The following is a 26,701-nucleotide window of genomic DNA, read 5'->3' as shown; positions in this document are numbered from 1 at the left end:
AAGTGGCTTTCTCCGGTGCGGTGTTGACGTCGCCCCCCGAAATGACCGATGTGCCGGGGTATTTGTCGACAACGAGAGGGTTTCCGGGGTTTCTGTGCGGGGCCGGTCGGCCGTACGCGAAGGGCCCCGCACGTCGGTGCGGGGCCCTCTGGGCGTGGTGGGGCGGTGTGACGGGGTGGTGCGTGACGCGGGGGTGCGTGACGCGGGGGTGCGGTGCGTCAGTCGCTGAGACGCTCGCCCGTCGACGTCGAGAAGACGTGCGTCTCGCCCGGACGCGGCACGACGTGCAGCTGGGCGCCCTTCTCCGGGACCCGGCGGCCGTTCACCCGGACCACTAGGTCCTTGTGCTCGCCGCCGACCTCCGCGGAGCCGTACACGTAGCCGTCGGCGCCGAGCTCCTCGACGACGTTCACGGAGACGGCGAGGCCGGCCGGCGCGTCGGCGGTCTCCTTGGACAGGGACTTCGCGGTCGTGCCGTCCTGCTCCACGATGTCGAAGTGCTCGGGGCGGACGCCGACGGTGACGGTGCGGTCGCCGCGGTCGGCGGCGGCGGACAGTGCCTCGCGGCTGACCGGGACGACGGAGTTGCCGAACTTCACGCCGCCGTCGGTGATCGGGACCTCGACGAGGTTCATGGCGGGGGAGCCGATGAAGCCGGCGACGAAGAGGTTGGCCGGGCGGTCGTACATGTTGCGGGGGCTGTCCACCTGCTGGAGGAGCCCGTCCTTCAGGACGGCCACGCGGTCGCCCATGGTCATGGCCTCGACCTGGTCGTGGGTGACGTACACGGTGGTGATGCCGAGGCGGCGCTGGAGCGACGCGATCTGCGTACGCGTCGACACACGCAGCTTGGCGTCGAGGTTGGAGAGCGGCTCGTCCATGAGGAAGACCTGCGGCTCACGCACGATGGCACGGCCCATGGCGACACGCTGGCGCTGACCACCGGAGAGGGCCTTGGGCTTGCGCCCCAGGTACTCGGTGAGGTCGAGGATCTTGGCGGCGTCCTCGACCTTCTGGCGGATCTCGGCCTTGTTGACGCCGGCGATCTTCAGGGCGAAGCCCATGTTGTCGGCGACGGTCATGTGCGGGTAGAGCGCGTAGTTCTGGAACACCATGGCGATGTCCCGGTCCTTCGGCGGCAGGTGCGTGACGTCGCGGTCACCGATGCGGATGGCGCCGGCGTTCACGTCCTCGAGCCCCGCGAGCATGCGGAGCGAGGTGGACTTGCCGCAGCCGGACGGGCCGACCAGGACGAGGAATTCGCCGTCCTCGATCTCGATGTCGAGACCGTCGACGGCGGGCTTGTCGCCACCCGGGTAGATCCGGGTCGCCTTGTCGAACGTAACAGTGGCCATGGTGAGGGCCCCCTTCACCGGCAGGAACGTGCCGGACGATCCGAGTAGAGGGAGTGGTGTAGTCCACCTGAGTGAACTGCTCGTGACCGTACCCCGGAGGTCCGCGGTCTGTCAGCAGTCGCGCCGCCGCGACCTTCGAGGAAATTTTCGACGGGCACACGGAAGGTGTTGGTTACACTGCTCGGGCACGCCCGACACCACACCGGGCGCGCACGCCTCCTTAGCTCAGATGGCCAGAGCAACGCACTTGTAATGCGTAGGTCGTCGGTTCGAATCCGACAGGGGGCTCTGCTGGAACCCCAGGTCGGATCTTTTCCCCGGCAGGGCGGCAGCGCTAGGCCTTTGAAGTGGGCTTACCTTCGCTGGGCCACTCGAACAGCACGACATGCCAACGGTTGTGCTCGTGCACCAGCTCTACGGCCTCTTGCACTGGGCGGCCTTCTTCGTCCGAGGCGGTCAGAGAGGCTTTGCCCAGGTAGGAGCCCATTTGTTCGTACTCGATGGGCATCTTCTCGATGGTGAGATGCCTACCGCCCTTTTCGCTCACGATCCGATCCGCCTGGCGCCGGGACCACGGCTTGTCGGGGGCGGCCCCCACTTTCAGGAGTGCCTCCGTGTCGCGAGCGTTGAGCGCCCGCACGTATTCCTTGACGGCGCCCGAGGCCCCCTGGGGTGGGCTGCCTGGGTCGGACCAGTTGTCGGTGGTGGAGCTACAGCCCGCGGCGAGAACCAAGGCGATGGTCGAGGCGAGGAGATGTCGTCTACGCATGGCTGTCTCCGGTGTCGACGGGCATTCAGCGTGTCAGGTGCGGTGGGCGTACCACCAGGCTCCACAGGAAATCTCGCACGCGTCGGCGGAGTGGTGGGCCCGGCGCAGAGCAGGCCCGCCGACACGGTGAGCCACGTGTGGTGGCTCACCGCTCGTGGCTCAGTGGCGGCCCGCCAGTTTGTCCGCCCATTGGGCCAGGCGGGAGGAGTCCGTGGTGTGGGTGGTTCGTTCGCGGCGGTCGGCCGCGTGGTACGTGGCGTACATGCCGTGGACGCCGAGCCAGCGGAACGGTTCCGGTTCCCAGCGGCGGACCTTGTGGTTGACCCAGGGGAGCGTGGTGAGGTCGGTGGGACCCGCCTGGCCCGAGTCCTGTTGGACCAGGTCGCGCAGGGTGCGGGCGGCGAGGTTGGCGGTGGCGACGCCCGAGCCGACGTAGCCGCCCGCCCAGCCGAGGCCCGTGGCGCGGTCCAGGGTGACCGTGGCGCACCAGTCGCGGGGGACGCCGAGGACGCCGGACCAGGCGTGGGCCACGCGGACGCCCGCGAGCTGGGGGAAGAAGCGGGTGAGGATGGCGTGCAGCGCCTCGACGGTGGGCTGTTGGGTGCGGCCGTCGTTGTCCGTCTTCGAGCCGTAGCGGTACGGGACGCCGCGGCCGCCGAGCGCGATGCGGCCGTCGGCGGTGCGCTGGGCGTACATGTACGCGTGGGCCATGTCGCCGAGCGTCTCGCGGCCCTCCCAGCCGATCGACTCCCACTGGGCGTCGGAGAGCGGTTCCGTCGCGATCATCGAGGAGTTCATGGGGAGCCAGGTGCGGCGCTGGCCCTTGAGGGACGCGGTGAAACCCTCCGTGCAGCGCAGCACGTAGGGGGCGCGGACCGTGCCGTACGGGGTGATCGCGTGCTTCGGTTCGATCCGGGTGACGGGGGTCGACTCGTGGATCGTGACGCCCAGCGCCTCGACGGCGGCGGCCAGGCCCTGCACCAGTTTCACCGGGTGCAGGCGGGCGCCGTGCGGCGTCCAGGTGGAGCCGACCGCGCCCGCCACCCGTATCCGCTCGGCCGTCTCGCGGGCGCCGTGCAGGGTGCGGTCCTTCTCCCCGTACGAGAGTTCCGTCTCGTGGAACGCCTTCAGGCGCGTCAACTGGGCCGGGGTGTACGCGACTTCCAGGACGCCGCCGTGGTGGATGTCCGCGTCGATCGACTCCTCGCCGGCGACGCGGATCACCTCGTCGACGGTGTCGTTCATCGCACGCTGGAGGCGGACGGCCGCCTCGTGGCCGTGCAGCTTGGCGTAGCGGTCGCGGCCCGCGATGCCGTTGTAGAGCCAGCCGCCGTTGCGGCCGGAGGCGCCGTAGCCGCAGAACTTCTGCTCCAGGACGGTGACGCGGAGGAAGGGGGCCGCCTTCTTCAGGTAGTACGCGGTCCACAGGCCGGTGTAGCCGCCGCCGACGACACAGACGTCCGCCGTGCTGTCGCCGGTCAGGGGCTCGCGGGCGGGGGGCAGGCCCTGGTCCGCGTACCAGAAGGAGATGCCGCCGTTGACCGTGCCGCCTGTGGTGCCTGTGTTGCTGCCTGCGGGACCCGGGTTGCTGCCTGTGCTGTTCCTGCTGCTCATGGGCGGACGTTACTGCGCAGGTGGGGGGCGTGGGCAGGGGTCGGGGCCTTGGTCCTGAGGGGCGGGTCGTTCGGCGGGCCGGGCCCGGGATAGATTTCGATACTTTGAGCGGTACGTGTCGAAAATCTTGGGAGGGCTTCACTCATGGCCGTACACAAGGCCGGGCGCAGGGCCGGGCGTATCGCCGCCGCGGTGGCAGCGGCGGCGCTGATCGGGGTGGCCGCGTCCGCCTGCGGCCCCAGCGATGACAAGGCAAGCGGCAGCGGCGGCGACAAGCCGGCCAGGGCCAGCCTCGCCGATGTGCCCGCCTCGGTGAAGGGCGGCGTGATCACCGTCGGCGATGCGAAGGCCAAGCATACGGTCAAGGTGTACGAGGACCCGCGCTGCCCGTTCTGCAAGAAGTTCGAGGACGGCGGGGCGCAGGCGTTGGTGCAGCCGCTCATCGACGGCAAGGTCAAGGTCGAGTACACGATCGCCTCGTTCCTCGACAAGAACCTCGGAGGCAAGGGCTCGGTGAACGCCGCGAACGCGCTGCGCGCCTCCGTGGAGGCGGGCAAGTTCCCGCAGTTCCACGCCGCCGTCTTCGCCGCCCAGCCCGCGGAGGAGAGCGACGACGTCTTCACCCCCGCGTTCCTGCTGAAGGTCGCCGACAAGGTCGACGGCCTGCGCGGCGCCGCCTTCGACAAGGCGGTCACCAACGGGAAGTACAAGAAGTGGGTCGGTCAGGCGATGCACGCCTTCTCCGCCGACGGCATCCAGGGCACCCCCACCGTCTTCATCGACGGGAAGAAGCCCGGGGGTGACTCGGTGTACGAGCGGGGGGCGTTCGCGGCAGAGCTCAAGAAGGCGGGTATCTAGGCGTTATCTAGGCGGGTATCCAGGGCTCGTGTCCTGGGGTGGGGGTGCCGCCGCGTCCGTGTGGCCCGTGCGGCGCCCCCGCGTCAGCGGGTGGCAGGCCAGACCGATCAGGACCGCCGTGAAATGGCCGAGGTCGGTGAAGGTCCTGCCGGTGATCAGCGGGGTGCCGTACACCGCGAGGACGACGAGCAGATACCCGTACCGCCACGGCTTCGGGATGAGATACGTGAGTACGGCGACCACCCCCGCGAGCGCGTAACTCACGCCCACGTCAAGGGTGTTGGCCGAGGTGTGCGGGGCCGCTCCGTGGCGGATCGCGAGCGCGAGGACGCCCTCGCTGATGAGGGTGGCGAGCACGTGGGCGAGTGCCGCCACCGTCAGCCAGCGCCTGGTGCCGAGCCGCCGTTCGGCGCTCGCGTGGAAGACGGTGTACAGCACGGCGTACGGCAGCCAGCCACCGCCGTCGATCCAGAACGCGCTGGAGATCAGCACCCGCACGGGGTTCCGCGACAGTTCGTGGATGTTCGTGGAGCGCCGGCGGAGGAACTCCTCCTCGAACTCCGGCGACATGTGGTGCATCGCGACCGTCGTCACGAAGAGGACCGCCAGCCAGACGTACGTGCCCGGGGCGCGGCGGACGTACGCCGTGACGGCCCGTGCGACGGGGGAGGCGACGACGCGTGCGACGGCGGCACCGACGGTGGACGCGATGGCGGCCGCGATGGTGGACGCGAGGGCCGATCCGGTGGCGCGGGCGGCCCCGGCCGTGCGCCGGAAAATCCTCATGCGGCGATTCACCCACGCCGGTAGGGTCCCGAACGTGATCGACATTCGCATTCCGGACGAGCTGGTCGAGTCCCAGTACATGTACGCGGGCGAACCGGGGCGGGCGTTCATCGCCGGGCTGCCCGCGCTCGTACGGGAGTTCGTGGAACGCTGGGTGCTGACGCCCGACGGCGAGCCGATGCACGGCATGGCCGCGCTCGTCCTGCCGGTGGTACGGGCCGACGGCACGCCCGCCGTGGTCAAGTTCCAGCTCCTCGACGAGGAGACCGAGGGCGAGCCGGTCGCGCTGCGGCTCTGGGACGGCGACGGCGCGGTCCGCCTCCTCGACCACGACGACCGCACGGGCACCATGCTGCTCGAACGCCTCGACCCCACACGGATGTTGTCGACGATGACCGACACCCGCAAGGCCGTCCTCGTCATCGCGGAACTCCTCGCCCGGCTCACCGCGGGGCCCGCCCCGGACGGCATGCGCCGGCTCGGCGACATCGCGGCGGAGATGGTCGAGGAGCTGCCCCGCGCCCTGAAGTCGATCCCCGACCCGGCGGAGCGCGCCGTCGTCGAGCGGTGCGGGGGCGCGGTGCGCGAGGTCATGGGGGAGCCGGGTGACCGGCTGCTGCACTGGGACCTGCACTTCGAGAACGTCCTGGCCAGCGACCGCGAACCGTGGCTCGCCATCGACCCGAAACCGCTCGCCGGCGACCCCGGCTTCGACCTGTGGCCCGCCATCGACAACAGGTTCGACGCGGGCGACGTGCTGTGGCGCTTCGACGCGATGACCGAGGTGCTGGGCCTGGACCGCGGACGGGCACGCGCGTGGACGCTCGGACGGGTGCTGCAGAACGCGCTGTGGGAGATCGAGGACGGGCGGCCGCTGGTGGCCGATGACATGGAGATCGCGCGGGTGTTGCTGGGGCGGTGAGGGTGGCGGCCGTTGTGTGTGGGAGGGGGGAGGAGGCAGGGTGGTTCGGAGCGTGAGACGGCGTTGACCTCGGCGGGGCCGCCATGGCTTGCTGCCCCCATGATTCGTACCGCCACGCCTGCCGACATCCCCGTCATCCACGCCCTGATCCGCGACCTCGCCGCGTACGAGAAGGCCCCCGACGAGGCACGCGCCACCGAGGAGCAGCTGCGCGAGGCGCTCTTCGGGGAGCGCCCCGCCGCTTTCGCGCACCTCGCGGAGGACGACGTGTCCGGTGAGGTGGTGGGCTTCTCGCTGTGGTTCCTGAACTTCTCCACCTGGCGCGGTGTGCACGGGATCTACCTGGAGGACCTGTACGTACGCCCCGAGGCGCGCGGCGGCGGGCACGGCAAGGCGCTGCTGACCGAACTCGCCCGGATCTGCGTGGAGCGCGGCTACGAGCGGCTCGAATGGTCCGTCCTGGACTGGAACGAGCCGTCGATCAACTTCTACAAGTCGCTCGGGGCGCTGCCCCAGGACGAGTGGACCGTGTACCGGCTGACCGACGGCGCGCTGGCCGAGTTGGGCTCGGCCGGGGTGTAGGGCTCGGTCCGACGTCTGGGGGGCGAGGTCGGGGGGGGGCGAGGTCGAGGGGCGGTCTCGTCAGGGGATCAGGACGACCTTGCCCATCGTCTCGCGGTTCTCCAGCGCGCGGTGTGCCGCCGCCGCCTCCGCGAGCGGGAAACGCTGCACGGCCGGTGTGAAGTGGCCCAGCTCCGCGGCGGAGAGGGCGGCGAGCTCCAGGACGCGGACCGGGTTGTCGCCGCCCGCCTTCCGCATCATCGCCGGGCCGAGGACGTTGATCCGGGTGATGCCGCGCTCGGCCGGTCCCTCGGGGGCCGGCTCCTCGGCGGTCGGCTCCTCGGTGGCCGGCTTCTGCGCGTCGTCGTCGCCCGGTCGCCCGCCGGACCAGCCGAAGACGAGGTGGGTGCCGCCCGGGCCGAGCAGGCCGACCGCGGCGCGGCCCGCCTCGCCGCCCACTCCGTCGAAGACGACGGTGGCCGCGCGGCCGTCGAGCCGCTCGTCGAGGTACGCGCGGACCTCGTCCGGCCAGGCCGGGTCGGTGTAGTCCACGGCGAGGTCGGCGCCGTTCGCGCGGACGCGGGCGGTCTTCTCCGGGCCGCCCGCCAGGCCGATCACGGTGGCGCCCCGGTGTACGGCGTACTTCGTCAGGAGCGTGCCGATGCCGCCCGCGGCCGCGGGGATGACGACCACGGAGTCGGGGGACAACGTCGTGAACTGCAGGATCCCCATCGTCGTGCGCCCCGTGCCGATCAGGGCGACCGCCTCCGCGGGGTCCAGCCCGTCGGGCACCTCGTGCAGGCGGGACGCCTCGGTGACGACGCGCTCGGCGTAACCCCCGGGGGCGAAGCCGATGTGGGCGACGACGCGCTTGCCCAGCCAGTGGGCGGGGACGCCGTCGCCCAGGGCGTCGACGGTGCCGGCGATCTCCCGGCCGGGGATGGTGGGCAGCGTCGGGAGCTCGGGGAGCGGGCCCTGTATTCCCTCGCGGACCGTGGTGTCCAGGAGGTGCACGCCGGCCGCGGCCACGGTGATGCGGACCTGGCCCGGGGCCGGTTCGGGTGCCGCCACCTCCTCGTAGGTGAGGTTCTCGGCGGGACCGAAGGCGTGGAGGCGGATGGCGCGCATGGTGGTGGGTGTGGTCGTGGTGGTGTCAGTGGTGGTCGCGGGTGCGGTGGGCGTCGTGGGCATCGTGGGGCTCCTTAAGGTGGTGGCCCGCCGTTGCGTGCGGGCCCTCCGGATCGCTCCGGTACGCCCCTCAGCCTTCAACTTGAAGTGGACTTGAGGTCAAGCGCCGACTTGGTCAGCGCCAGCGAGACCGCCTCCATCGCGCTGTTGAACGAGACCTCCGACAGCAGACCGGGGGCCGCCACCTGATCACCCGCCAGGTAGACGTCGTCGCCCCGGTCGATCGCGGGACGGTCCCGCCACGTGGTGCCCGGGCGGTCCACCGCACCCGTACGGCCGTTCGCGACCGAGGCGCGGCGCCAGGTCAGACGCTCGCGCCAGCCCGGGAAGCCGAGGTCGAGGAGGTGCTCGGCGCGGGCCACGCCATCCGCTTTGGTCTCGTCCGGGGCGAGAGGGATCTGCGCCTGTACGAGCTGCTCGCCCTCAGGGGCGAGCGTGCGGTCCTGGGCGGTGAAACGTTCGACCCAGCCCGTCCGGTCCAGGTCGGACACGATGAAGGCGTCGCCCCTGCGGGAGCGGAACGCCACGTCCACGAGCGTGGTCCGGCCGCTCTCCCAGCGCAGGGACTCGTCGCCGAGGAGACGGCGGGCCGACTCGAGTGAGGTGGCGACGACGACCGGGCCGCCGCGGGCGACGTCGGCCAGGCTGTCGACGCGGTCCAGCGTCTCCGTGCGTACGCCCATGTTCCAGGCGAGCGCGGCCATGCGGTCGATGACCGAGCCCCAGCCGCCGCGCGGGTAGTGCGCCTCCGGGGGCAGCTTGGTCGCGCGGCGCAGGCGCTCGTGCACGAAGCGGGCGGAGAGCGAGCCGGGGTCGTGGTGGAAGGTGGCCACGGCGACGTAGTGCGCGGCGGCGCGGGCGCCCTCCTCGCCCACCTGGGCCGTCGCCCAGGTGGTGAAATCCTCGTCCACCGGGGCGTGTTCGGCCTTGCGGCGCAGCAGTTTGACCATGGCGAGCGGTGGGGTGCGGCGCAGTTCGCCGCGGTGCAGCAGACGCAGGCGGGCGCCTTCCAGGGGCGGGATCGGGGCGAGGGGCCCGATGAGGTCGCGCTGTTTGAGCCAGGTCCAGTGGGGGCCGCCGTTGTAGAGGGCGTGCGGGCCCTCGTTCGTCTTGTACGTGCCTTCGGAGGTGCGGGCGCGGCCGCCGAGCGTGTGGTGGGCCTCGCGCAGGGTCACGCGGGCGCCCGCCTCGGCGGCGGTGATGGCCGCGGTGAGGCCGGCGAAGCCGCCGCCGATGACGGTGATGTGGTCGGGGATGCGGGAGGAGGTCTTGCGGGGGGTGGGGCGCGGGGTGCGGTGGGGAGTCGAGTGGGGAGGGGTGTCGGGCATGGTGGGCTCCCTTGAGGTGCTCGGGCTTTCTCCTCTTGGACGTGCGGGGACGGTCCGGATGTGACATCGCGGGGAGCGGGCGTTGTCAGTCGGGGCGTGCACGATGGGGGCATGGCTCGGAGTGGGAGAAGCGGGAAAGCGACGCAGGCGGTCGACGGGGTCAAGGAAGCGCGGCGGGCGGAGGTGCGGTTGCCGCGGCTCCGGCCCTTCGAGGGAGCGGGGCTGGAGCCCGACGGGGACTACGACGGGGTGGAGTTCCGGGGGCTGGACCTCGGTGGGCAGGACGGTGGTGGGGCGCTGTTCATGGACTGCGCGGTCACGGGGTGCGCCGTGGGGGAGACGCGGTGGACGCGGGCCCGGTTCGTCGACTCCGTCCTCACGGAACCGCACGGGGTGGGGACGGACCTCTCGGAGGCGTCGCTGCGGGACGTGGAGGTGGTGGACGCGCGGCTCGGTGGCGTACGGGTGGACGGGGGCGTCCTGGAGCGGGTGGTGGTGCGGGGCGGCAAGATCGACTACCTGAACCTGCGGAAGGCGCGGTTGCGGGACGTGATCTTCGAGGAGTGCGTGCTGGTGGAGCCGGACTTCGGGTTGGCCACGCTGGAGCGGGTGGGGTTCCGGGGGTGTGTGGTGCGGGGGGCCGATTTCGCGGGGGCGAGGATGCGGGACGTGGACTTCCGGGAGGCGGGGGAGCTGGGGATCGCGCGGGGGATCGATTGCCTGGCCGGGGCGGTGATCAACCCGTCCCAATTGATGGAACTGGCGCCGGGGTTTGCGGCGCAGGTGGGGGTCAGGGTGCTGTGATCTTTTCTGGCGGGGGCGCCTTGGGGTGATCTTGGGGTGCGGGCCGCGTGGGGGTTGGTGGGCTCGGTGCTCGGTGCTCGGTGCGCACATACCTCCATGTCCCCTCGCGTCTCGCGGGCGGGTGCGGTCCGGTGGGGTCGCCCGCGCTGCCCGCCTTGGGGTGCGGGGCCGCGGGGGTATGTGCGTACTCGCTATCCCTGCGCCGCGCTGCACGAACAAAGGCGGCACAGTGTGCTCGGTGCTCCGTGCGCACATACCCCCACGTCCCCTTCCGTCTCGTACGCGCCTGCGGCCCGGCGGGGGTAGCTGCCGCCGGGCCTCGGCTCTCCCGGCCTCTGCTCGGCCCCGCGAGGCGGGGCAAACGCCCGCCTTGGGCCCCCTGGTCCGGCCCTGCATGACGGGGCGACCTTTATCCCCGCCTGCGTCGCGGGCAAACGCCCACCCCGCCCCTGCGTCGTAGGGCAAACGACCCCACCCCGCCCGCTGCTCTCGCCCTACGCTGCGGCAAACGTCCACCCCCACCCCCTGCGTCGCGGGGTGAACACACCCACCACCCTGCCCCTACTCCCGCATGGCGTCGCGGGCTGAGCGCATTCCCGCCCGCCCCTACTCCCGCCCTGCGTCGCGGGGCAAACGGGTGGGTGGGTGGGGGAATCCGCCGCGGAGCGGCGGGGTGGGTGGGGGCTAGGGGTGGCGGGGGAAGCGGGATTGGAGGGACCAGAGGGCCGGGTTGTCCGCCAGGGAGTCGTGGAGGTCGGTGAGGTCTGCCACGAGGTCGTGGAGGAAGTCGCGCGCCTCGCGGCGCAGCTCCGTGTGGGAGAAGGTCAGCGGCGGCTCTTCCGGGTCCATCCAGTCCGCCTCGATGTCGACCCAGCCGAACCGGCGGGTGAACAGCATGCGGTCCGTCGACTCGGTGAAGTCGAGTTCCGCGTACTGGGGGCGGGAGGCCCGGCTGCCCAGCGGGTCCCGGTCGAGCGTCTCCACGATGTCGCACAGCGCCCACGCGAAGTCCAGGACGGGCACCCATCCCCAGGCTGTGGACAGTTCCCGGTCCGCCTTGGTGTCCGCCAGGTACACGTCCCCGCAGAACAGGTCGTGGCGCAGAGTGTGGACGTCCGCACGGCTGTAGTCCAGCTGAGGGGGGTCAGGGAAGCGGGCGGAGAGCGCGTAGCCGATGTCGAGCACGGGTCGATGGTGTCACGGCCCGGCGGGGCGGGCGGCCCGAGGCCCGAGGCCACCGGCGGGAGCGGGGGGAGCGAGGGCGCGGGGGAGCGTGCCGGTCACGGCAGCAGGCGCTGTTCCTTCGCCACCGCCACCGCGCCGGCCCGCGTGTCCACGCCCAGCTTGTCGTAGATCCGGCCCAGGTGAGTCTTGACCGTCGCCTCGCTGATGAACAGGGCGCGGGCGATCTCGCGGTTGCCGAGGCCCTGGGAGAGCTGGCCGAGGATGTCGCGTTCGCGGTCGGTGAGCGTGGGGTACGGGGCGCGCATGCGGGCCATGACGCGGGAGGCGACGGGCGGCGACAGCGTCGTGCGGCCCCGGGACGCGGCGTGGATGGCGGAGAAGAGTTCCTCGGGGCGCTCGGCCTTGAGGAGGTAGCCGGTCGCGCCCGCCTCGATGGCGCGGGTGATGTCGGCGTCCGTGTCGTAGGTGGTGAGGACGAGGACGTGGGGGGCGGGGGAGAGTGCCGTGATGCGGCGGGTGGCGGCCACGCCGTCGATGCCCTCGCCCAGCTGGAGGTCCATGAGCACGACGTCCGGGGTCAGTTTCGTGGCGAGGGCGACCGCTTCCTCGCCGGTGCCGGCCTCGCCGACGACCTCGATGTCGGGCGCGCTGCCGAGCAGGGCCAGCAGTCCGGCGCGTACGACGACGTGGTCGTCGCAGACCAGCAGGCGTACGGGTCGGGCGGGCCGATCGGGCCGGGCGGGGGCGTTCGTCACTGCGGCTCCAACGGGATCGATACGGACAGGACCGCGCCTTCGCCCGGCGCCGACTCGATCGTCAGTGTGCCGCCGAGCTGGCCCGCCCGCGCGCGGATGGCGGGCAGGCCGTGTCCCCGTACGCCGCCCGTGCGGTCCGGCGGCGTGAAGCCGCGGCCGTCGTCCGCGATGTCCAGGACCACCTGGTCGTCCAGGAGGGTCAGGGTCAGCGCCGCGGTGGTGGCCCCGGCGTGTTCGCGTACGTTGGCCAGCGCGCCCTGGGCGATGCGGAGAAGGGCCGAGCCGACGCGGTCGGGCAGCGGCACCGGGGTGCCCTCCACGTGGAAGCGGACGGTGAGGCCCGCGTCCGATTCGCGTGCGGCGAGCGTCCGCAGCGCCTGGATGACGCCGCCGCCGTCCGCGAGGTCGGCGGGGGCCAGGTCGTGGACGAAGCGGCGGGCCTCGGCCAGGCCGCGCTCGGTGATCGACTCGGCGGTGCGGACGTGGGTGCGGGCCTTCGCCGGGTCGGTGTCCCAGACGCGGTCGGCGGCCTGCAGCAGCATCTGCTGGCTGGACAGGCCCTGCGCGAGGGTGTCGTGGATCTCCATGGAGAGGCGCTGGCGCTCGGCGAGCGTGCCCTCGCGCCGTTCGGTGGCGGCCAGTTCGCGGCGGGTGCGGATCAGGTCGTCGATCAGCTCGCGCTGGCGGGCGGCCTGACGCTGCATGTACAGGAAGACGGCGGCCGCGACCGCCGCCCAGGCGGGCGGCGCGAAGAGCAGGTTCGGGTCGAAGCGGCCCGCGAGCTGCAACTGGGCGACGACCACGAACGTGGTGAGGACGGCGACCAGGAAGAGGGCGGCGCGCGGCGGCAGCGTACGGAGCCCGGTGTAGAAGAGCGGTACCGCGCACCACGCGAAGCTCGGCGCGAGTACGACGAGCACGACCCAGACGACGACGACCAGGATCAGCCAGCCGAAGCGGCGCGGCGCCGTGGGACGGGCGCCGACGGCGGGGCCGAGCAGGTGGAGCAGGGCGAGGGAGACGGAGAGCGCGATGATCCACGGCGTGCGCGGTTCGCCGGGGTGCCGCATCAGGAAGCGGGTCAGCGAGGAGCCGAGGAGCAGGAAGAACGCCGTGTGCATGACGGCCGCGAGCCAGCGGGCGTCGGGGTCCGGCCGCCCGGGGTCGAGCTCCGGCTTCCCCGGACCGGGGTCCGGCGCCCGGGGGGTGAGGCCCTGTCCGTGCTGTTCCACCGGGGCGCCTCCCTCTCGTGTCGGCGGTGCTTGTCGTGCGGGCGGTACTTCTCGTGCCGGGTGCCGGGTGTTTCTGGCGGCTGTCGTGTCTGGTGCCTGCGGACTGCTGCCCGCCCTGTCGCGTACTCCTCGTGTCTCGTCGGCGTCACCCACTCGCTGAACTGGGCAAACACCCTCATTGTGGCCCGTCGGGGCCCCCGCGGGGTCAACCGATCGGTTGACCCCGGTGTCGGCCGAGCCGCGCGCGGCCGCGAGCCGGTACGCCGAGGGGTACGGGGTGGTTCCGGCCGGAGGATCGATGGCAGAGGGAAAAACCCTCCCTCGCCCCCACCCTCACCGTATGGAGCCCCCGATGCAGAAGCTCTCCCGCCGCGCCCGTGTCCTCACCGTCGCCGCCACCGCCGCCGTCCTCGGCGCCGGTACCTTCGGCGCCGTCTCCGCCACCGCCGGCACCCCGGACGCCGCCGCCAAGGCCGCCGTCACCGCCGACGCGGGCAACAAGAACCTCACGCAGTCGACGCACCTCACCGTCGCCGCCGCCACCAAGGCCGCGCAGGCCACCCTCGACGCCGCCAAGAAGGAGAACCAGCGCGTCTCCGTCGCCGTCGTCGACCGCAACGGCAACACCATCGTCACCCTGCGCGGCGACGGCGCCGGACCGCAGTCGTACGAGTCCGCCGAGAAGAAGGCGTACACCGCCGTCTCCTGGAACGCGACCACCTCCGAGCTGGCCGGCCGCCTCGAGAAGGCGCCGAACCTGAAGGACATCCCCGGCACCCTCTTCCTGGCGGGCGGCGCGCCGGTCACCGCCAAGGGCGCGCCCGTCGCGGGCATCGGCGTCGCGGGCGCCCCGAGCGGCGACCTCGACGAGAAGTTCGCCCGGGCGGGCGTGGCCGCCCTCGGCCGCTGAGCACCCCGGGGCCGGTGAGAGCTTCGGACCCGCTGAGCGTGAAGGCGGCCGTCCGGCCACGCAACTCGCCGGGCGGCCGCCGACGCGCCGGATCACGAGCACCCCGCCGGGTCACCAGCACCCAACACGTCCCGCAGCCGTATGACGACGAGGAGAACGACCATGACCACCACCGCCGTCGACCAGCGGCTGCTCGACGCCGCACGGGCCGGGGACGCCGCCCAGGTGGCCGCCGCCCTCGGTGCGGGCGCCCGCACCGGGGTCCGGGACGCCGAACTGCGCTCGCCCCTCCTGCTCGCCGCCCTCGGCGACCACGTCGAGACCGCCCGGCTGCTGGTCGCCGCCGGCGCCGACGTCAACGCCCGGGACCACCGCTTCGACAGCCCCTGGCTGGTGACCGGAGTGACGGGCAGCGTCGCCATGCTGCACGTCCTGCTGCCCGCGGGACCCGACCTGAAGCTGCGCAACCGCTTCGGCGGGATCTCCCTGATACCCGCCGCCGAGCGCGGCCACGTCGCGTACGTACGAGAAGTCCTTCGCGTCACCGACACTGATGTCGATCACGTCAACGACCTCGGCTGGACCGCCCTGTTGGAGGCCGTGATCCTCGGCGACGGCGGCCGCCGGCATCAACAGGTCGTGGAGTTGCTGCTCGCCGCGGGGGCGACCGCGGACCTCGCCGACCGGGACGGCGTCACGCCGCTCGCGCACGCCGAGCGTCGGGGCTTCACGGAGATCGCGGCACTCCTGCGGGACGTCTCGTGAAGGCGCCCCGGGCCGTGCCCGGCGCGGCGGCCGCGCTGCTGGCCGCCGTCCTCCTCGCCGGCTGCGGCACGGGACCGGACCGGGCGGCCGGTGCCGCGCCCGCCACCGCCACCCTGCCCGCCGAGGCCGGGACCCCCGAAGGCACCCTGCTGGTCGCCGACTTCGGCTCCGACACCGTGACCTTCGTCGATCCCCGCAAGGGGCCCGTCGACTCGGTGCGGGTCGGAAAGGCCCCGTACGGGCTGGCCGTCGGCGCGGACGGCCGGGCCTGGGTCGCCACCGCGGAGGGCGTCGCCGTGGTCGACACGCGCGCCCGGGAGCGCGTCGACACCATCCCGTACGCGACGGAGACCGGCCCGGCCACCAGCGGCGAGTACCGCGGCGGCGGCATGGGCATCGCCCTCGCGCCGGACGGCCGGCACGCCTACGTCGGCGTCAACGTCCCCGGCGGCGACGGCACGCTGGAGGTCATCGACACGGGCACGCGCGAGGTCACCGACACCGTGCCCGTCGGCCGGCGCCCCTTCGACGTCGACGTGTCGCAGGACGGCCGGGAGATCTACGCCACCGGCCACGACTCCTTCGACGTGACGGTCATACGCGCCGGTTCGCTGGAGCCGCGCCGCATCGAGGTCGCCCCCTACGGCACCGAGGGCGGCCTCGGCTCCTGGCTGAAGCCGCACTACGCCGCCGTACGGCCGTCCGACGGGCGGCTCCTGCTGCCCTTCGAGGGCGAGCGGCTCGTCGTACTCGATCCGCGCACCGGTGAGTACGACGTCGAGAAGATGACCGCCGACACCCACCAGCACGGCGCGACCGTCACCGGCGACGGCACGCTGTTCGTGGTCGGCACCGGGCCCATCGACCCGGACGCCGACGCAGGGCCCTCGCTGACCGTGCGGCGTGCGGATGGAGAGGAGCGGGTCTTTCCGCTCCGGGGGCCGCACGAGGACGTCGCCGTCGCGAAGGACGGCCGCACCGCGTACGTCAGCGGCGGGTTCACGCGCGAAGGCCACTGGAACGGCATCTCGGTCGTCGACACGGCGGACGGCTCGGTGCGCCGACTCCCTGCGGGCGAGCGGCCGTTGGGCATCGCGGTGCTCTGACCCGGGTACGGGCGGCCGGGGGCCGGGGCCCATAACGCCCCGCCCCGAACATTTGCCGCATAAGATCACCGGGTGGACCTGCGATCTCCGGCCGTCCGAGCCGCCACCGTCACCTGCTCCCTCGCCCTGCTCGCCACCGTCGGCGCCTGCACGGGCACAGGCGTCGACGGCACCCCGGGCGCCGACGGCGTGCGCGACCCGTACTTCCCCAAACTGGGCAACGGCGGCTACGACGTGACCCACTACGGCCTGCGGCTCGGCTACGACCCGGACGACCGCCACCTCACCGGGACCGCCGACATCACCGCCCGCGCCACCAAGAACCTCAGCTCCTTCAACCTCGACCTGAAGGGCCTCGACGTCTCCGGCATCACCGTCGAGGGCAAGGCGGCCCGCTTCCAGCGCGCCGGACACGAGCTGAGGATCCGCCCCGCCGACGAACTCGACCGCGGCGAGACGTTCCGGGCGACCGTCCGCTACTCCGGCACCCCGGAGACCATCACCGACGAGGACGGCTCCGAGGAGGGCTGGCTGGAGACCGAGGACGGCGCGCTGGCGCTCGGCGAACCGGCCGGGTCCATGGCGTGGTTCCCCGGCAACCACCACCCCAGTGACAAGGCCTCGTACGACATGGAGATCACCGTCCCGAAGGGGCTGAAGGCCGTCTCCAACGGCGAGTTGACCCGCGAGTCGACGAAGAACGGCCGCACCACCTTCGCCTGGCACAGCGCCGAACCGATGGCGAGCTATCTGGCGACCGTGGCCATCGGCAAGTACGGGATGAAGACGTCGGCGACCGGCGACGGGCTGCCCGTCGTCACCGCCGTCGAGCCCTCGCAGGCCAAGGCGAGCGAGAAGGTGCTCGCGAAGATCCCCGACATCCTGGAGTGGGCGGAGTACAACTTCGGCCCCTACCCCTTCTCCTCGGCCGGCGCGATCGTCGCGGGCAAGGGCGCCGCCGGCTACGCCCTGGAGACCCAGACGCGCCCCGTCTTCCCCGGCGCCCCCGAGACCGGCCTCGTCGTCCACGAGCTGGCCCACCAGTGGTTCGGCGACTCCGTCACCCCCAAGTCGTGGCGCGACATGTGGCTCAACGAAGGCTTCGCCACGTACGCGGAGTGGCTGTACGAGGAGGACAACGACGGCGACAGCGCCCAGGAGACCTTCGACGCGCTCTACGACGGCGAGTACTTCGACGACGAGGAGGACAACGAAGCGGTCTGGGACTTCCCGCCCGCCAGACCCACCGACGCCGCCCACATCTCGGACTCACCCGTCTACGAACGCGGCGCGATGGTCATCCACAAGATCCGCCGGGCCGTCGGCGACGACACGTTCTACGACATCGTGCAGGGCTGGGCGAAGACGTACCGGCACAAGAACGCCGACACCAGGGACTTCACCGAGTACGTCGAAGAGCACGCGGGCGGCGACGCCGCGCGGGCCAAGGTCCGCCGGATCTGGGGCGACTGGCTGTACGGGGACGGCAAGCCCGACCACCGCTGAGGCGCCGTCAGAGCTGTTTGCGCAGGACCGCGCAGGGGCGGTGCAGGGCGCGGTCCTCGCGGTGCCCGATGACGAGGTAGCCGAGCGCGGTCCAGAAGCGCAGTGCCTTGGGGTTGTTCTCCAGGACGGCCAGGCGCACCGCCGCCCGCCCCGCCCGCCGGAACCGCTCCTCGACGAGCCCCGCCAACTCCCGCCCCACACCGGTGCGGTGTGCCCCCGCGTCGACCATCAGGAGCCCGATCCAGGGGTCGGGGTCGGCCGGGTCGGGGTGGCGGGCGAGTGTGACGGCGAGGCCCACGAGCCGGCCGGCCGAGCGGGCCAGGAGCACCTCGGCGTCCGGGTGGGCGAGCTCGTCGGCGAGGACCGCGGCGACCTGCTCGACACGGATGTCGTCCGGGTCGGGGAAGTCGCCGCCGAGCGCGAGGAACTCACGGTTCGACGCATACAGCGCGGTCACCTCGGTGAGGACGTGGCCGGGCAGCGCGCCGTCGACGGCGGTGAGCGGTTCGAGGATCATGCGGACAGACCCTAGGGGGTGCCGGCCGCCCCTACCCGTTACGCGCGCGGGTCGGTCTTCCGCTGCCCTCGCAGGGTGCGCCACTCGGTGAATGCGCCCCAGGCCGAGCAGCCGAACGCGCCCACGTAACAGGCCGCCCAGCCGAACGACCGGTCCTGCGCGTCGATCAGGTGGTCCACGGCCTGGGACGCGAAGAAGACGGCGGAGGCGACGGCGACGTACATCTTCTGGCGCGTCAGGCGCTGCTTCCTGCGCGGGCCCTCGGAGAGCCGCAGGGCGTAGATCTCGACGTCGCCGAAGACGTCCTGGGCGCTTCCCTCCTCCGGCGCGTCGGCGAGGTGCCTGCGGACCTCGCGCACGTGGCCGCGCGCTCGGCGGCCCGCATGCCGTGCCGCCCGCGCAGCAGGCCCTCGAGCCGGGCCAGCCAGGGTCCGTCGTCGCGGCCGCCGTCGGGGCGGGCGGGCGTGAACCACCGGTCGATCGTCTCGTCGGGCAGCAGGAAGGCGGCGGCCGCCCACGCGGCGCCGACCAGCATGAGCACCGGCGCGGGCACCCGGAACAGCTGGTCCTCGGGGAGCGCCGCGGCCAGCGCCGAGCCGCCCGCGATGGCGGCGACGGTAGCCGCGCACAACCCCCACATGCCGCGCAGCCATCCGGCGGCGCGCACGGCGAACGCGGCGCACAGCAGCGACGCGGCCGTCACGATCGCCGCGCACCCCGCGAGCGAGGACCAGCTGACGCCCACCCACAGCCCGTCCTGGATCCAGTACAGGCCGAAGACGGCGAACGCGATGAACCCGAGCGTGCCGACCGAGGCGGTGACACGCTCCCCGGGGCGCATGCCGCGCAGGTCGACCCCGGCGCGGTGGCGCTCGCTGACGCGCTCGGCGGCGACCGTGCGGGCGTAGGCGGCGGGGTCACCGAGCAGGTCGGCGGCGGGCCGTCCCGCCTCGGTCACCAGTTGGTGGGCCTCGGCGAGGATCTCGTCGGCGAATCCCACGGGCGCGGCCTCGTCGAGCGCGAGCCGGAACTCGACGACGGCGGCCCACTCCTCGTCCTCGGCGCGCGGCCAGTCGATCTCAGGCGTACGTGTCTTGCGCATCGTCATCCCCCTCGCCCGGGAGGAGTGAGGCGACGGTCCGGGAGAAGTTCCCCCAGGCGGCCTGGTCACGCCGCAGTCGCGCCCGCCCCTCCGCGGTGATCCGGTAGTACTTGCGTCCGGGGCCGCCTTCTCCGGCACCCCACTCGACCTCGACGGCGCCTTCCTCTTCGAGGCGGGTGAGGGCCGGATAGAGGGTCGCCGCCTTGACGCCGTCGAGTCCCGCGTCGGCGAGCCGGCCGAGCAGGGCGTACCCGTAGCTCCTCGGCTCGCCGTCGAGGATGCCGAGCAGGCAGAGGGGGAGAGCGGCGCGGGTCCAGACGGTGGGTGGGGCGGCCACGGGTCCCTCTCTCGGTTCGGCACGGCGGGACGCGACAGACTCTTTTTCCGGCTCTTCGGCATCCCGGACTATTCAAGAAACCATCATAGTCGCCGTCCGCGCGGGCCGAGGGGGCGGGCGGAGGGCAGGGACGCCGAAGGGCCCCGGCAGCAGTGCTGCCGGGGCCCTTCGGAGCGCGGCCCGTGGCGGGGCCGGTGATGTCCCGGGAGACGTCAGACGTTGACGCCGAAGTCCTGGGCGATGCCGACCAGGCCCGAGGCGTAGCCCTGGCCGACGGCGCGGAACTTCCACTCCGCGCCGTTGCGGTACAGCTCGCCGAAGACCATGGCGGTCTCGGTGGCGGCGTCCTCGGAGAGGTCGTAACGGGCGATCTCCGTGCCACCGGCCTGGTTGATGATGCGGATGAATGCGTTCCGCACCTGGCCGAAGTTCTGCGAGCGGTTCTCGGCGTCGTAGATCGAGACCGGGAAGACGATCTTCTCGATGTCGGCCGGCAGACCCGCGAGGTTCACGTTGATCTGCTCGTCGTCGCCCTCGCCCTGGCCCGTGACGTTGTCACCGGTGTGGACGATGGTCTGGTCCGGCGTCGCCTTGTTGTTGAAGAAGACGAAGTGCTGGTCCGAGAAGACCTTGCCCTGGGTGTTCACCGCGATCGCGGAGGCGTCCAGGTCGAAGTCGGTGCCGGTGGTGGTGCGGACGTCCCAGCCGAGCCCCACGGTGACGGCGGTCAGGCCCGGAGCCTCCTTGGTGAGCGAGACGTTGCCACCCTTGGACAGGCTTACTGCCATTGTTGGGAGTCCCTTCCCTCGTTACGACGCACCGCCTGTGCGGGCCGTGCGTACGGGCTTCGTACTGGGGACGAAGCTACCTTCACTGGTACCAACGCCGACCGGGGTCCCCAAGGTTCCACTCGCCTTTACTTTCTTTACCCGCGGAAAAGAGCGTGACGTGAGCCCGACAGACACGGGACCATGGGAGACATGTCCGGTCCCCATGTAATCCGCGGTTCGGTCTCCCTGCCGGAGGCCGAGCTCATGTGGCGTTTCTCGCGGTCCTCGGGGCCCGGCGGGCAGCACGTCAACACCACCGACTCCCAGGTCGAGCTCCGCTTCGACCTCGCCGCCACCGACGCGCTCCCGGAGGTGTGGAAGCGGCGCGCCCTGGAGCGCCTCGCGCCCCGGCTCGTCGACGGTGTCATCAGCGTACGGGCGAGCGAACACCGCTCCCAGTGGCGGAACAGGGAGATGGCGGCCACCCGGCTCGCGTCCCTGCTCGCCGAGGCCACCGCGCCGCCGCCCAAGCCGCGCCGCGCCACGAAGATCCCGCGCGGCATCAACGAACGCCGCCTGCGCAACAAGAAGGCGCGCAGCGAGACCAAGCGGGGGCGCTCCGGACAAGGGTGGGGCTAGCCCCACGCAGGCGCGTCTGCGGCTCGCCTGTGGTCGCTCGCGCCGTTCCCCGCGCCCCTTAAGGGGCTAGCCCAGCTTCCGGTACTTGCCGCGGAAGTACGTCAGAGGGCCACCGTCACCACTGGCGAGCGATGCGGTCAGTACGCGGCCGATCACCAGGGTGTGGTCGCCCGCCGTCACCGTCTGCTCGGTGCGGCACTCCAGCGTCGACAGGGCGCCGCCGATCAGCGGAGCACCGGATGCCTCGCCGCGCGTGCAGGGGATGTCCTCGAAGAGCAGCCGGTCGCTGATCCGCCCCTTCATGGCGAAGCGGCCCGCGATGTGCCGCTGGCTCTCGGCCAGCACCGACACCGCCCACAGGGGCTGCTCGGCAAGCAGGTCGTCCATGCGGGAGCCCTCGCGCAGACTCACCATGACCAGCGGCGGGTCGAGGGAGACGGAGACGAACGCCGTGGCCGTCATGCCCACGTCCTCGCCCAGCGGCGCGGCCGGATCGTCCGGGTCGAGGCCGGGCTCGCGCGCCGTCACCAGGACCACACCGGCGGCCAGCCGGGACATCGCCGCGCGGAACTCGTCGTTGCTCACCCCATCAGCATGCCCATCCGATGACGGGAGCCGTGGGGAAGGCGGGGCCGGAAGAGTCTTCAGTACGTGAGCCACACCGTCGAAGCTAGCCCGAGCGGTCCCCCCGAAACATCGGGCTGTGGGCCCAGAACGGTCCTAGGACCGAGGGCTGACCACCGGCCTTCCGCGGGTGGCACGCGGTGCCGCGCCTACGGTGGTCCAGTCCAAGGGACTGGACCAACGGCGGTTCCCCATCTGTGACTTGAGTCACAGGACCCATATTTTGTTGACCCTGTGTACCGAGTGAGCAGCTCGCTGTGATTCAGTGACGGTGGCAATAAGACACTGAGGGCACCAAAGGCACAAGGGCACAGAAAGAGCCACTGCCCCAGAAGTACGGGCACAGAGAACACTGCGGGCGCCGCGCATCCTGGAGTTGCTGTCGAGGTCTCGGGGAGAACGAGCATGGAGACCGAGTCGGAGCCGTACGTCCGTCTTGCGACCCTGCGGCAGCTGCACCAGGTGGTAGCGGAGCTGAACACGGCCCGGAGCCTGGCGGACACGCTGCAGACCGTCGCCGACGGCGTCGTCAACGGCCTTGGCTACGAACTGGCCTGCGTCAATCTCGTGCGCCCGGACGGCGACCTCGTCGTCGCCGCCTTCGCGGGCAACTCCTCCGCCGAGGCCCTCATCACCGGACGCGTCGGCTCCCGCGACGCCTGGGAGCGCCGCCTCGCCATGGGCGAGGCCTGGGGCGCCCTGCGCTTCATCTCGTACACCGAGGGCTGGGTCCTCGACGACGACGACGTCCCGCAGTGGTACACCGAAGGCCCCGAGCCCCGCTTCGAGGACGAGTGGCACCCCTCCGACCGGCTCTTCGCGCCCATGTACGCGACCGGCGCCGCCGGCGGCGAACTGCTCGGCGTGATCTCCGTGGACCGCCCCCGCAACGGCCGCAGGCCCGGCGCCTGGGGCCGCGAAGCCCTCCAGATGTACGCGTTCCAGGCCGCCATCGCGATCAGCAACGCCCGCCTGCGCGCCAACATGCAGCGCGCCCTGGTCCGCCTGGAGCGCGAACAGCAGGCACTGCGGGCCAGCGAGGAGTCCTTCCGGCAGGCCTTCGAGTACGCGCCCTCCGGCATGGCCATCGCCGAGATGGGCGGCGACCAGCACGGGCGGATCCTGCGCACCAACGACGCGCTCTGCCGCCTCCTCGGCCGCCCCGCCTCCGCCATGCGACGCTACTCCTTCTCCGACCTCGTCCACCCCGAGGACATCGGCACACTGCTGCGCACCTCCGCCGAGGGCGGCCGCGCCGAACTGCGCCTCGCCCGGCGCGACGGCACCTACGTGTGGGTGTCCCTGCGCAACTCCGTGGTGGCCGACGCCGCCGACGGGCCCCGCTTCTTGCTCACCCACGTCGAGGACATCGAGGAGCGCAAGCGCCGCGAGCTCCAGCTCGCCCACCGCGCAAGCCACGACTCCCTCACCGGGCTGCCCAACTCCGCCGAGCTGCGCGCCCGGCTCGGCGCCCGCCTCTGCCGCAGGCCCCACGCGGGCCAGCCCAGCGCCGTGGACTCCCTCGACGCCGCCTACGAACACGGCTTCGACTTCGGGCCCGCCGCCCACCGGCAGGACGACGGCTTCGACCACCACGTCCACACCGTCGCCCCCGAGGGCGGCGAGAACGACGTGGACGACGGCACCAAGGGCCTCGCCGTCCTCTTCTGCGACCTCGACGGCTTCAAGTCGATCAACGACAGGTTCGGGCACCACACCGGCGACGCCGTCCTCATCGAGGTCGCCCGGCGGCTGACCAGCGGAGTGCGCGACGGAGACACGGTGGCCAGGCTCGGCGGCGACGAGTTCGTCGTGCTCGCCGACGGGCTCGGCCGCGCCGACGCCCAGGACCTCGCCGTCCGGCTGCGCAACGCGATCATCCCGCCGATCCGCGTCGACGGCAGGGCGGTCCGCGTGGGGGCCAGTTTCGGCATCGGCTGGGCACACTGCGGCATGTCGGCGGACGAAGTGTTGCACTCCGCCGACCAGCGGATGTACGTGGAGAAGCGCTCCCGTGCCAAGCAGCACCGGCGCGCCGGCTGACGGTCCCGATGAGGTCAACGCCACCCCTTGGGCCCACCGGGACCGGGTAGGCTCCCCGCGTCAGCGATGTGAGGGAGTGACCTGGGAATGACGCCCGGCAATAACGGCGAGAACACGCCGAGCGCGCCGCAGGGCGACGACGATCCGTTCGGCTACCTGTACGAGGACGGACAGGCGGCCGGAGCGACCCCGCCCAGCGGCGGAGGCGGCTACGGATACCCGGGTCCCCGCTCCTCGTACAACCAGGTCAGAGCGGTCGGCGACCGGCGTCCGGCCTACGGCCAGCAGACCTACGGCGGCCAGCAGGCGTACGGGCAGCAGGTCCCGCCCCAGCAGGCCCAGCAGGGCTACGGCCGGCCCAACGCCCACTACACCGCCCCCGAGGCCCAGCCCGGCGGCGCGCCCGTCGCGTCGCCGCAGCACGCCCCCGCGGGCGGCGGCCGGGGCCGCGGACCCAACACCAAGGGGCTGCTGATCGCCGCCATCGCCGTGGTGGCGGTCGTCGCGCTGGGCATCGGCGCCGCGCTGCTCACCGGCAACGACGACGACAAGAGCGACGGCGCGAACGCCGGCGCCAAGCCGTCCCACGCCCAGTCCGTCGAGCCCAGCGAGAAGCCGACGAAGAAGCCCGAGAAGCCGGCCGCCCTGCCCAAGACCGACGCCAAGGCCCTCAAACTGGAGGGCGGCACGACGACGGCGTCCGACGTCGACGGCGCCAAGGCCGACGGCGGGGTCTACGTCGCCGGGTTCGACAAGGTCGGCGCCCAGGTGACGTGGACGGTCAACGGCATCCCCAAGGACGGGGCGTACAGCCTCCGGGTCAACTACGGCGTCCCCGGCAAGGACTCGAACGCCACCATCCTCGTCAACGGCAAGAAGCAGACCCGCCCCCTGAACATGAGGAACTTCGCCCACGCGGAGGAAGGGGCCTGGGACAAGGGCTGGACCAACACCTGGGCGGTGGTCCAGCTCACCAAGGGCACCAACACCATCACCCTCACCTGCGCGCAGAGCGACCTGTGCGGCACGACCGGCGCCAACATCGACCAGATGTGGCTGGTGAACGGCAGCAACGGCTAGCCGCCGCGCCTGTCTTCCCGGGTCACTTCAGCAGCCCCAGGAACCCCGCCACCGTCCCGGCCATCGCCTCGCGGGCCGGGGCGAGGTATTTCCGGGGGTCGACGCCCGTCTCGTGGGCGGCCAGGTAGGCGCGGACCTCGCCCGTGTACGCGGTGTTGAGGGCCGTGCCGACGTTGATCTTCACCATGCCGGAGGCGATGGCGCGGCGGATCTCCTCGTCCGGTACGCCACTTGAGCCGTGCAGGACGAGGGGCACCGGCACGGCTGCCGCGAGGGCACCGATCAACTCGTGGTCCAGGGACGCCGTGCGCTCCGTCATCGCGTGCGAGGAGCCCACCGCCACCGCGAGGGCGTCCACGCCCGTCTCCGCCACGTACGCGGCGGCCTCCGCGGGATCCGTCCGCACACCCGGCGCGTGCGCGTCCAGCGGCGCCTCGCCCGCCTTGCCGCCCACCCGGCCGAGCTCCGCCTCCACCCAGATGCCGCGCTCGTGGCCCCAACGCACCGCGTCCGCCGTCGCCTTCACGTTCTCGCCGTACGCCAGCTTCGACGCGTCGAACATCACCGAGCTGAAGCCCTCCGGGTGCGCGGCGCGCAGCAGCTCGGGGTCCGTGACGTGGTCGAGGTGGAGCGAGAGCGGCGCCGACGAGGCGCGGGCCACCGCCGCCGTCGCCGCCGCGATCGGGGCGAGCCGGCCGCCGTGGAACGTCACGGCGTTCTCCGATATCTGCAGGATCGCGGGGAGCCCGGCCCGCTCCGCGCCCAGTGCCACCGCCTCCGCGTGCTCCAGCGTGATGACGTTGAACGCGGCGACGCCGTGACCCGCCTCGCGGGCCCGTGAGACGAGTTCGCCGGTGCTGACCAGTGGCACGTGCTCCCCAATTCCCGGGGCGCTGTACCCCGTTGTGCGGTGCGGATACGGCTCTATGTGGGTGCGGACACGGCCGCGGCGACCGCGACGCGTGGCAGCAGTTCCTCGTACGTGACGGGATCGAACTCACCCGCCACCGGCGCCACCACCGTCGCCGCCGACAGCGCCACGGCGCGGGCCAGGCGGTCCGGCCACGGAAGGTGTTCGGCGAGGCCCGAGAGGAGCCCCGCGACCGCCGAGTCACCGGCGCCGGTCGGGTTGCCGCGGACCCGGGACGGCGGCCGGGCCTGCCAGGTGCCGTCCGGGGTGACGGCGAGGAGACCGTCGGCGCCGAGCGAGGCGACCACGGCGTGCGCGCCCCTGCGGCGGGCGTCACGGGTGGCCCTGGCCGGCTCGTGGGAGCCGGTCAGCTCGGCGAGCTCGTCGGCGTTGGGCTTGATGACGTCGGGGCGGGCGGCGACGCCGCGGCGCAGCGGCTCCCCGCTCGTGTCGAGCAGGACGGGGACGCGGGCGGCGCGTGCGGCCCGGATGAGCAGGGCGTACGCGCCGACCGGGACGCCGGGCGGCAGGCTGCCGCAGAGCGCGACCGCGTGGAGGCCGCCGCGGTGCACCAACTCCTCGTAGGAGTCGAGGAAGGCGGCCCATTCGGCGGGGGCGACGGGCGGGCCCGGCTCGTTGAGCTGGGTGGTGTCACCGGTCGCCGCGTCGACCACGGCGAGGGTGCGGCGGGTGGCGCCCGCGACCGGGGCGAGGGCGTCGGTGACGCGCGGTACGGCGGCGAGCCGCTCGCGCAGGACGCGCCCGGTGTCGCCGCCCGCGAAACCGGTGACCGTCACGTCGTGGCCGAGGGCGGCGAGGACGCGGGCGACGTTCAGGCCCTTGCCGCCGGGGCGCTCGGTCACCTCGGTGACGCGGTGCGAGGCGTGCGGGACGAGGGCGGGGACGCGATAGGTGAGGTCGAGCGCGGCGTTCAGCGTGACGGTGAGGATCACTCGTACCACCCCCGAAGTGCCTGTTCGTACGCGCGTGCCGTCGGCGTTTCCCGGGTTCTGATCATGCCAAACAGAAGGCGGT

General features: G+C 72.4%; 28 protein-coding genes and 1 tRNA gene. 12 read left to right on the top strand and 17 right to left on the bottom strand.

Going from position 1 to position 26,701, the window contains the following annotated elements; genetic code table 11:
- Window positions 1-218 precede the first annotated feature (218 nt).
- The gene (locus tag ACZ7DY_RS27750; RefSeq protein ID WP_471139604.1) at window positions 219-1,355 is read right to left on the bottom strand and encodes an ABC transporter ATP-binding protein; all 1,137 of its coding nucleotides are present in this window, start codon (window positions 1,353-1,355) and stop codon (window positions 219-221) included.
- Window positions 1,356-1,569: 214 nt separating this feature from the next.
- Between ACZ7DY_RS27750 and ACZ7DY_RS27745 the strand changes: the two genes are divergently transcribed.
- A tRNA-Thr gene (locus ACZ7DY_RS27745) sits at window positions 1,570-1,643 on the top strand.
- Window positions 1,644-1,689: 46 nt separating this feature from the next.
- Here ACZ7DY_RS27745 and ACZ7DY_RS27740 read toward each other — a convergent pair.
- Together ACZ7DY_RS27740 and ACZ7DY_RS27735 are read right to left on the bottom strand one after the other, a co-directional pair.
- The gene (locus ACZ7DY_RS27740; RefSeq protein ID WP_471139602.1) at window positions 1,690-2,124 is read right to left on the bottom strand and encodes a hypothetical protein; all 435 of its coding nucleotides are present in this window, start codon (window positions 2,122-2,124) and stop codon (window positions 1,690-1,692) included.
- A gap of 159 nt (window positions 2,125-2,283) precedes the next feature.
- Complete coding sequence (locus ACZ7DY_RS27735) at window positions 2,284-3,738, bottom strand: NAD(P)/FAD-dependent oxidoreductase (RefSeq protein WP_471139600.1); 1,455 nt, start codon at window positions 3,736-3,738, stop codon at window positions 2,284-2,286.
- A 144-nt stretch (window positions 3,739-3,882) separates the two neighbouring features.
- Here ACZ7DY_RS27735 and ACZ7DY_RS27730 point away from each other — a divergent pair, with 144 nt between their 5' ends.
- Entirely contained in the window at window positions 3,883-4,596 is a 714-nt protein-coding gene (locus ACZ7DY_RS27730) for a DsbA family protein (RefSeq protein ID WP_471139598.1), read from the top strand.
- 3 nt (window positions 4,597-4,599) lie between these two features.
- Here ACZ7DY_RS27730 and ACZ7DY_RS27725 read toward each other — a convergent pair whose 3' ends face one another.
- The gene (locus tag ACZ7DY_RS27725; protein WP_471139597.1) at window positions 4,600-5,382 is read right to left on the bottom strand and encodes a rhomboid-like protein; all 783 of its coding nucleotides are present in this window, start codon (window positions 5,380-5,382) and stop codon (window positions 4,600-4,602) included.
- On the opposite strand from ACZ7DY_RS27725, the gene ACZ7DY_RS27720 reads away from it, so the two are divergent.
- Both ACZ7DY_RS27720 and ACZ7DY_RS27715 read left to right on the top strand, forming a co-directional pair.
- The gene (locus ACZ7DY_RS27720; protein WP_471139595.1) at window positions 5,381-6,304 is read left to right on the top strand and encodes an aminoglycoside phosphotransferase family protein; all 924 of its coding nucleotides are present in this window, start codon (window positions 5,381-5,383) and stop codon (window positions 6,302-6,304) included. The two genes, ACZ7DY_RS27725 and ACZ7DY_RS27720, sit on opposite strands and share 2 nt — an antisense overlap.
- A 99-nt stretch (window positions 6,305-6,403) precedes the next feature.
- Window positions 6,404-6,886, top strand: coding sequence for a GNAT family N-acetyltransferase (locus tag ACZ7DY_RS27715; protein WP_471139593.1), 483 nt, complete (start codon window positions 6,404-6,406; stop codon window positions 6,884-6,886).
- 60 nt (window positions 6,887-6,946) lie between these two features.
- On the opposite strand, the gene ACZ7DY_RS27710 is transcribed toward ACZ7DY_RS27715, so the two are convergent.
- On the bottom strand, window positions 6,947-7,993 hold the full coding sequence (locus ACZ7DY_RS27710; RefSeq protein ID WP_471139931.1) for a zinc-binding dehydrogenase: 1,047 nt from the start codon (window positions 7,991-7,993) through the stop codon (window positions 6,947-6,949).
- A gap of 137 nt (window positions 7,994-8,130) precedes the next feature.
- On the bottom strand, window positions 8,131-9,381 hold the full coding sequence (locus ACZ7DY_RS27705) for an FAD-dependent oxidoreductase (RefSeq protein ID WP_471139590.1): 1,251 nt from the start codon (window positions 9,379-9,381) through the stop codon (window positions 8,131-8,133).
- 111 nt (window positions 9,382-9,492) lie between these two features.
- Here ACZ7DY_RS27705 and ACZ7DY_RS27700 point away from each other — a divergent pair, with 111 nt between their 5' ends.
- Window positions 9,493-10,185 carry a pentapeptide repeat-containing protein gene (locus ACZ7DY_RS27700; RefSeq protein ID WP_471139587.1) on the top strand — a complete coding sequence of 231 codons (693 nt, stop codon included), beginning with the start codon at window positions 9,493-9,495 and terminating at the stop codon, window positions 10,183-10,185.
- 684 nt (window positions 10,186-10,869) lie between these two features.
- Here the strand turns inward: ACZ7DY_RS27700 and ACZ7DY_RS27695 are convergent.
- The 3 genes from ACZ7DY_RS27695 to ACZ7DY_RS27685 all read right to left on the bottom strand — a co-directional run bounded on the left by ACZ7DY_RS27695 (window position 10,870) and on the right by ACZ7DY_RS27685 (window position 13,246).
- Window positions 10,870-11,370: a hypothetical protein gene (locus ACZ7DY_RS27695; RefSeq protein ID WP_471139585.1), complete on the bottom strand. Its 501-nt coding sequence runs from the start codon at window positions 11,368-11,370 to the stop codon at window positions 10,870-10,872.
- A 95-nt stretch (window positions 11,371-11,465) separates the two neighbouring features.
- The gene (locus ACZ7DY_RS27690) at window positions 11,466-12,125 is read right to left on the bottom strand and encodes a response regulator (protein ID WP_471139583.1); all 660 of its coding nucleotides are present in this window, start codon (window positions 12,123-12,125) and stop codon (window positions 11,466-11,468) included.
- Window positions 12,122-13,246: a sensor histidine kinase gene (locus tag ACZ7DY_RS27685; RefSeq protein WP_471139928.1), complete on the bottom strand. Its 1,125-nt coding sequence runs from the start codon at window positions 13,244-13,246 to the stop codon at window positions 12,122-12,124. The genes ACZ7DY_RS27690 and ACZ7DY_RS27685 overlap by 4 nt, the downstream gene beginning before the upstream one ends.
- A 463-nt stretch (window positions 13,247-13,709) precedes the next feature.
- Here ACZ7DY_RS27685 and ACZ7DY_RS27680 point away from each other — a divergent pair, with 463 nt between their 5' ends.
- From ACZ7DY_RS27680 to ACZ7DY_RS27665, 4 genes are all read left to right on the top strand, one after another.
- Window positions 13,710-14,267, top strand: a complete 558-nt coding sequence (locus tag ACZ7DY_RS27680) for a GlcG/HbpS family heme-binding protein (protein WP_471139581.1) — start codon at window positions 13,710-13,712, stop codon at window positions 14,265-14,267.
- A 162-nt stretch (window positions 14,268-14,429) separates the two neighbouring features.
- On the top strand, window positions 14,430-15,032 hold the full coding sequence (locus tag ACZ7DY_RS27675) for an ankyrin repeat domain-containing protein (RefSeq protein ID WP_471139578.1): 603 nt from the start codon (window positions 14,430-14,432) through the stop codon (window positions 15,030-15,032).
- On the top strand, window positions 15,029-16,138 hold the full coding sequence (locus ACZ7DY_RS27670; protein ID WP_471139576.1) for a YncE family protein: 1,110 nt from the start codon (window positions 15,029-15,031) through the stop codon (window positions 16,136-16,138). Before ACZ7DY_RS27675 ends, ACZ7DY_RS27670 begins: the two co-directional genes overlap by 4 nt.
- A gap of 126 nt (window positions 16,139-16,264) precedes the next feature.
- Complete coding sequence (locus ACZ7DY_RS27665) at window positions 16,265-17,644, top strand: M1 family metallopeptidase (protein ID WP_471139925.1); 1,380 nt, start codon at window positions 16,265-16,267, stop codon at window positions 17,642-17,644.
- Between the two features lie 7 nt (window positions 17,645-17,651).
- Here the strand turns inward: ACZ7DY_RS27665 and ACZ7DY_RS27660 are convergent, their stop codons facing one another.
- From ACZ7DY_RS27660 to ACZ7DY_RS27640, 5 genes are all read right to left on the bottom strand, one after another.
- Window positions 17,652-18,161, bottom strand: a complete 510-nt coding sequence (locus tag ACZ7DY_RS27660; RefSeq protein WP_471139574.1) for a GNAT family N-acetyltransferase — start codon at window positions 18,159-18,161, stop codon at window positions 17,652-17,654.
- A 38-nt stretch (window positions 18,162-18,199) separates the two neighbouring features.
- Window positions 18,200-18,385 (bottom strand): hypothetical protein, encoded by a 186-nt coding sequence (locus ACZ7DY_RS27655; protein WP_471139571.1) that lies wholly within the window; start codon window positions 18,383-18,385, stop codon window positions 18,200-18,202.
- An 11-nt stretch (window positions 18,386-18,396) separates the two neighbouring features.
- Window positions 18,397-19,263, bottom strand: a complete 867-nt coding sequence (locus tag ACZ7DY_RS27650) for a hypothetical protein (protein WP_471139569.1) — start codon at window positions 19,261-19,263, stop codon at window positions 18,397-18,399.
- The gene (locus ACZ7DY_RS27645) at window positions 19,241-19,600 is read right to left on the bottom strand and encodes a PadR family transcriptional regulator (RefSeq protein ID WP_471139566.1); all 360 of its coding nucleotides are present in this window, start codon (window positions 19,598-19,600) and stop codon (window positions 19,241-19,243) included. Before ACZ7DY_RS27645 ends, ACZ7DY_RS27650 begins: the two co-directional genes overlap by 23 nt.
- A 212-nt stretch (window positions 19,601-19,812) precedes the next feature.
- Complete coding sequence (locus tag ACZ7DY_RS27640) at window positions 19,813-20,388, bottom strand: TerD family protein (protein ID WP_030791572.1); 576 nt, start codon at window positions 20,386-20,388, stop codon at window positions 19,813-19,815.
- Between the two features lie 183 nt (window positions 20,389-20,571).
- Between ACZ7DY_RS27640 and arfB the strand changes: the two genes are divergently transcribed.
- The gene (arfB, locus tag ACZ7DY_RS27635) at window positions 20,572-21,009 is read left to right on the top strand and encodes an alternative ribosome rescue aminoacyl-tRNA hydrolase ArfB (RefSeq protein WP_471139563.1); all 438 of its coding nucleotides are present in this window, start codon (window positions 20,572-20,574) and stop codon (window positions 21,007-21,009) included.
- A gap of 66 nt (window positions 21,010-21,075) precedes the next feature.
- On the opposite strand, the gene ACZ7DY_RS27630 is transcribed toward arfB, so the two are convergent.
- Window positions 21,076-21,567, bottom strand: coding sequence for a flavin reductase family protein (locus ACZ7DY_RS27630; RefSeq protein WP_471139922.1), 492 nt, complete (start codon window positions 21,565-21,567; stop codon window positions 21,076-21,078).
- A gap of 471 nt (window positions 21,568-22,038) precedes the next feature.
- Between ACZ7DY_RS27630 and cdgB the strand changes: the two genes are divergently transcribed.
- Window positions 22,039-23,676 carry a diguanylate cyclase CdgB gene (gene cdgB, locus ACZ7DY_RS27625; RefSeq protein WP_471139562.1) on the top strand — a complete coding sequence of 546 codons (1,638 nt, stop codon included), beginning with the start codon at window positions 22,039-22,041 and terminating at the stop codon, window positions 23,674-23,676.
- A gap of 87 nt (window positions 23,677-23,763) precedes the next feature.
- Complete coding sequence (locus tag ACZ7DY_RS27620; RefSeq protein WP_471139559.1) at window positions 23,764-24,756, top strand: carbohydrate-binding protein; 993 nt, start codon at window positions 23,764-23,766, stop codon at window positions 24,754-24,756.
- Window positions 24,757-24,778: 22 nt separating this feature from the next.
- Here ACZ7DY_RS27620 and ACZ7DY_RS27615 read toward each other — a convergent pair whose 3' ends face one another.
- The gene (locus ACZ7DY_RS27615) at window positions 24,779-25,627 is read right to left on the bottom strand and encodes a class II fructose-bisphosphate aldolase (RefSeq protein ID WP_471139557.1); all 849 of its coding nucleotides are present in this window, start codon (window positions 25,625-25,627) and stop codon (window positions 24,779-24,781) included.
- Window positions 25,628-25,680: 53 nt separating this feature from the next.
- Window positions 25,681-26,619 (bottom strand): 1-phosphofructokinase family hexose kinase, encoded by a 939-nt coding sequence (locus ACZ7DY_RS27610; RefSeq protein WP_471139554.1) that lies wholly within the window; start codon window positions 26,617-26,619, stop codon window positions 25,681-25,683.
- Window positions 26,620-26,701 lie beyond the last annotated feature (82 nt).

Source organism: Streptomyces sp. NPDC037013, assembly GCF_055607265.1.
The sequence above is the reverse complement of the archived record's forward strand: the minus strand, read 5'-3'. Positions and strand labels throughout refer to the sequence as shown.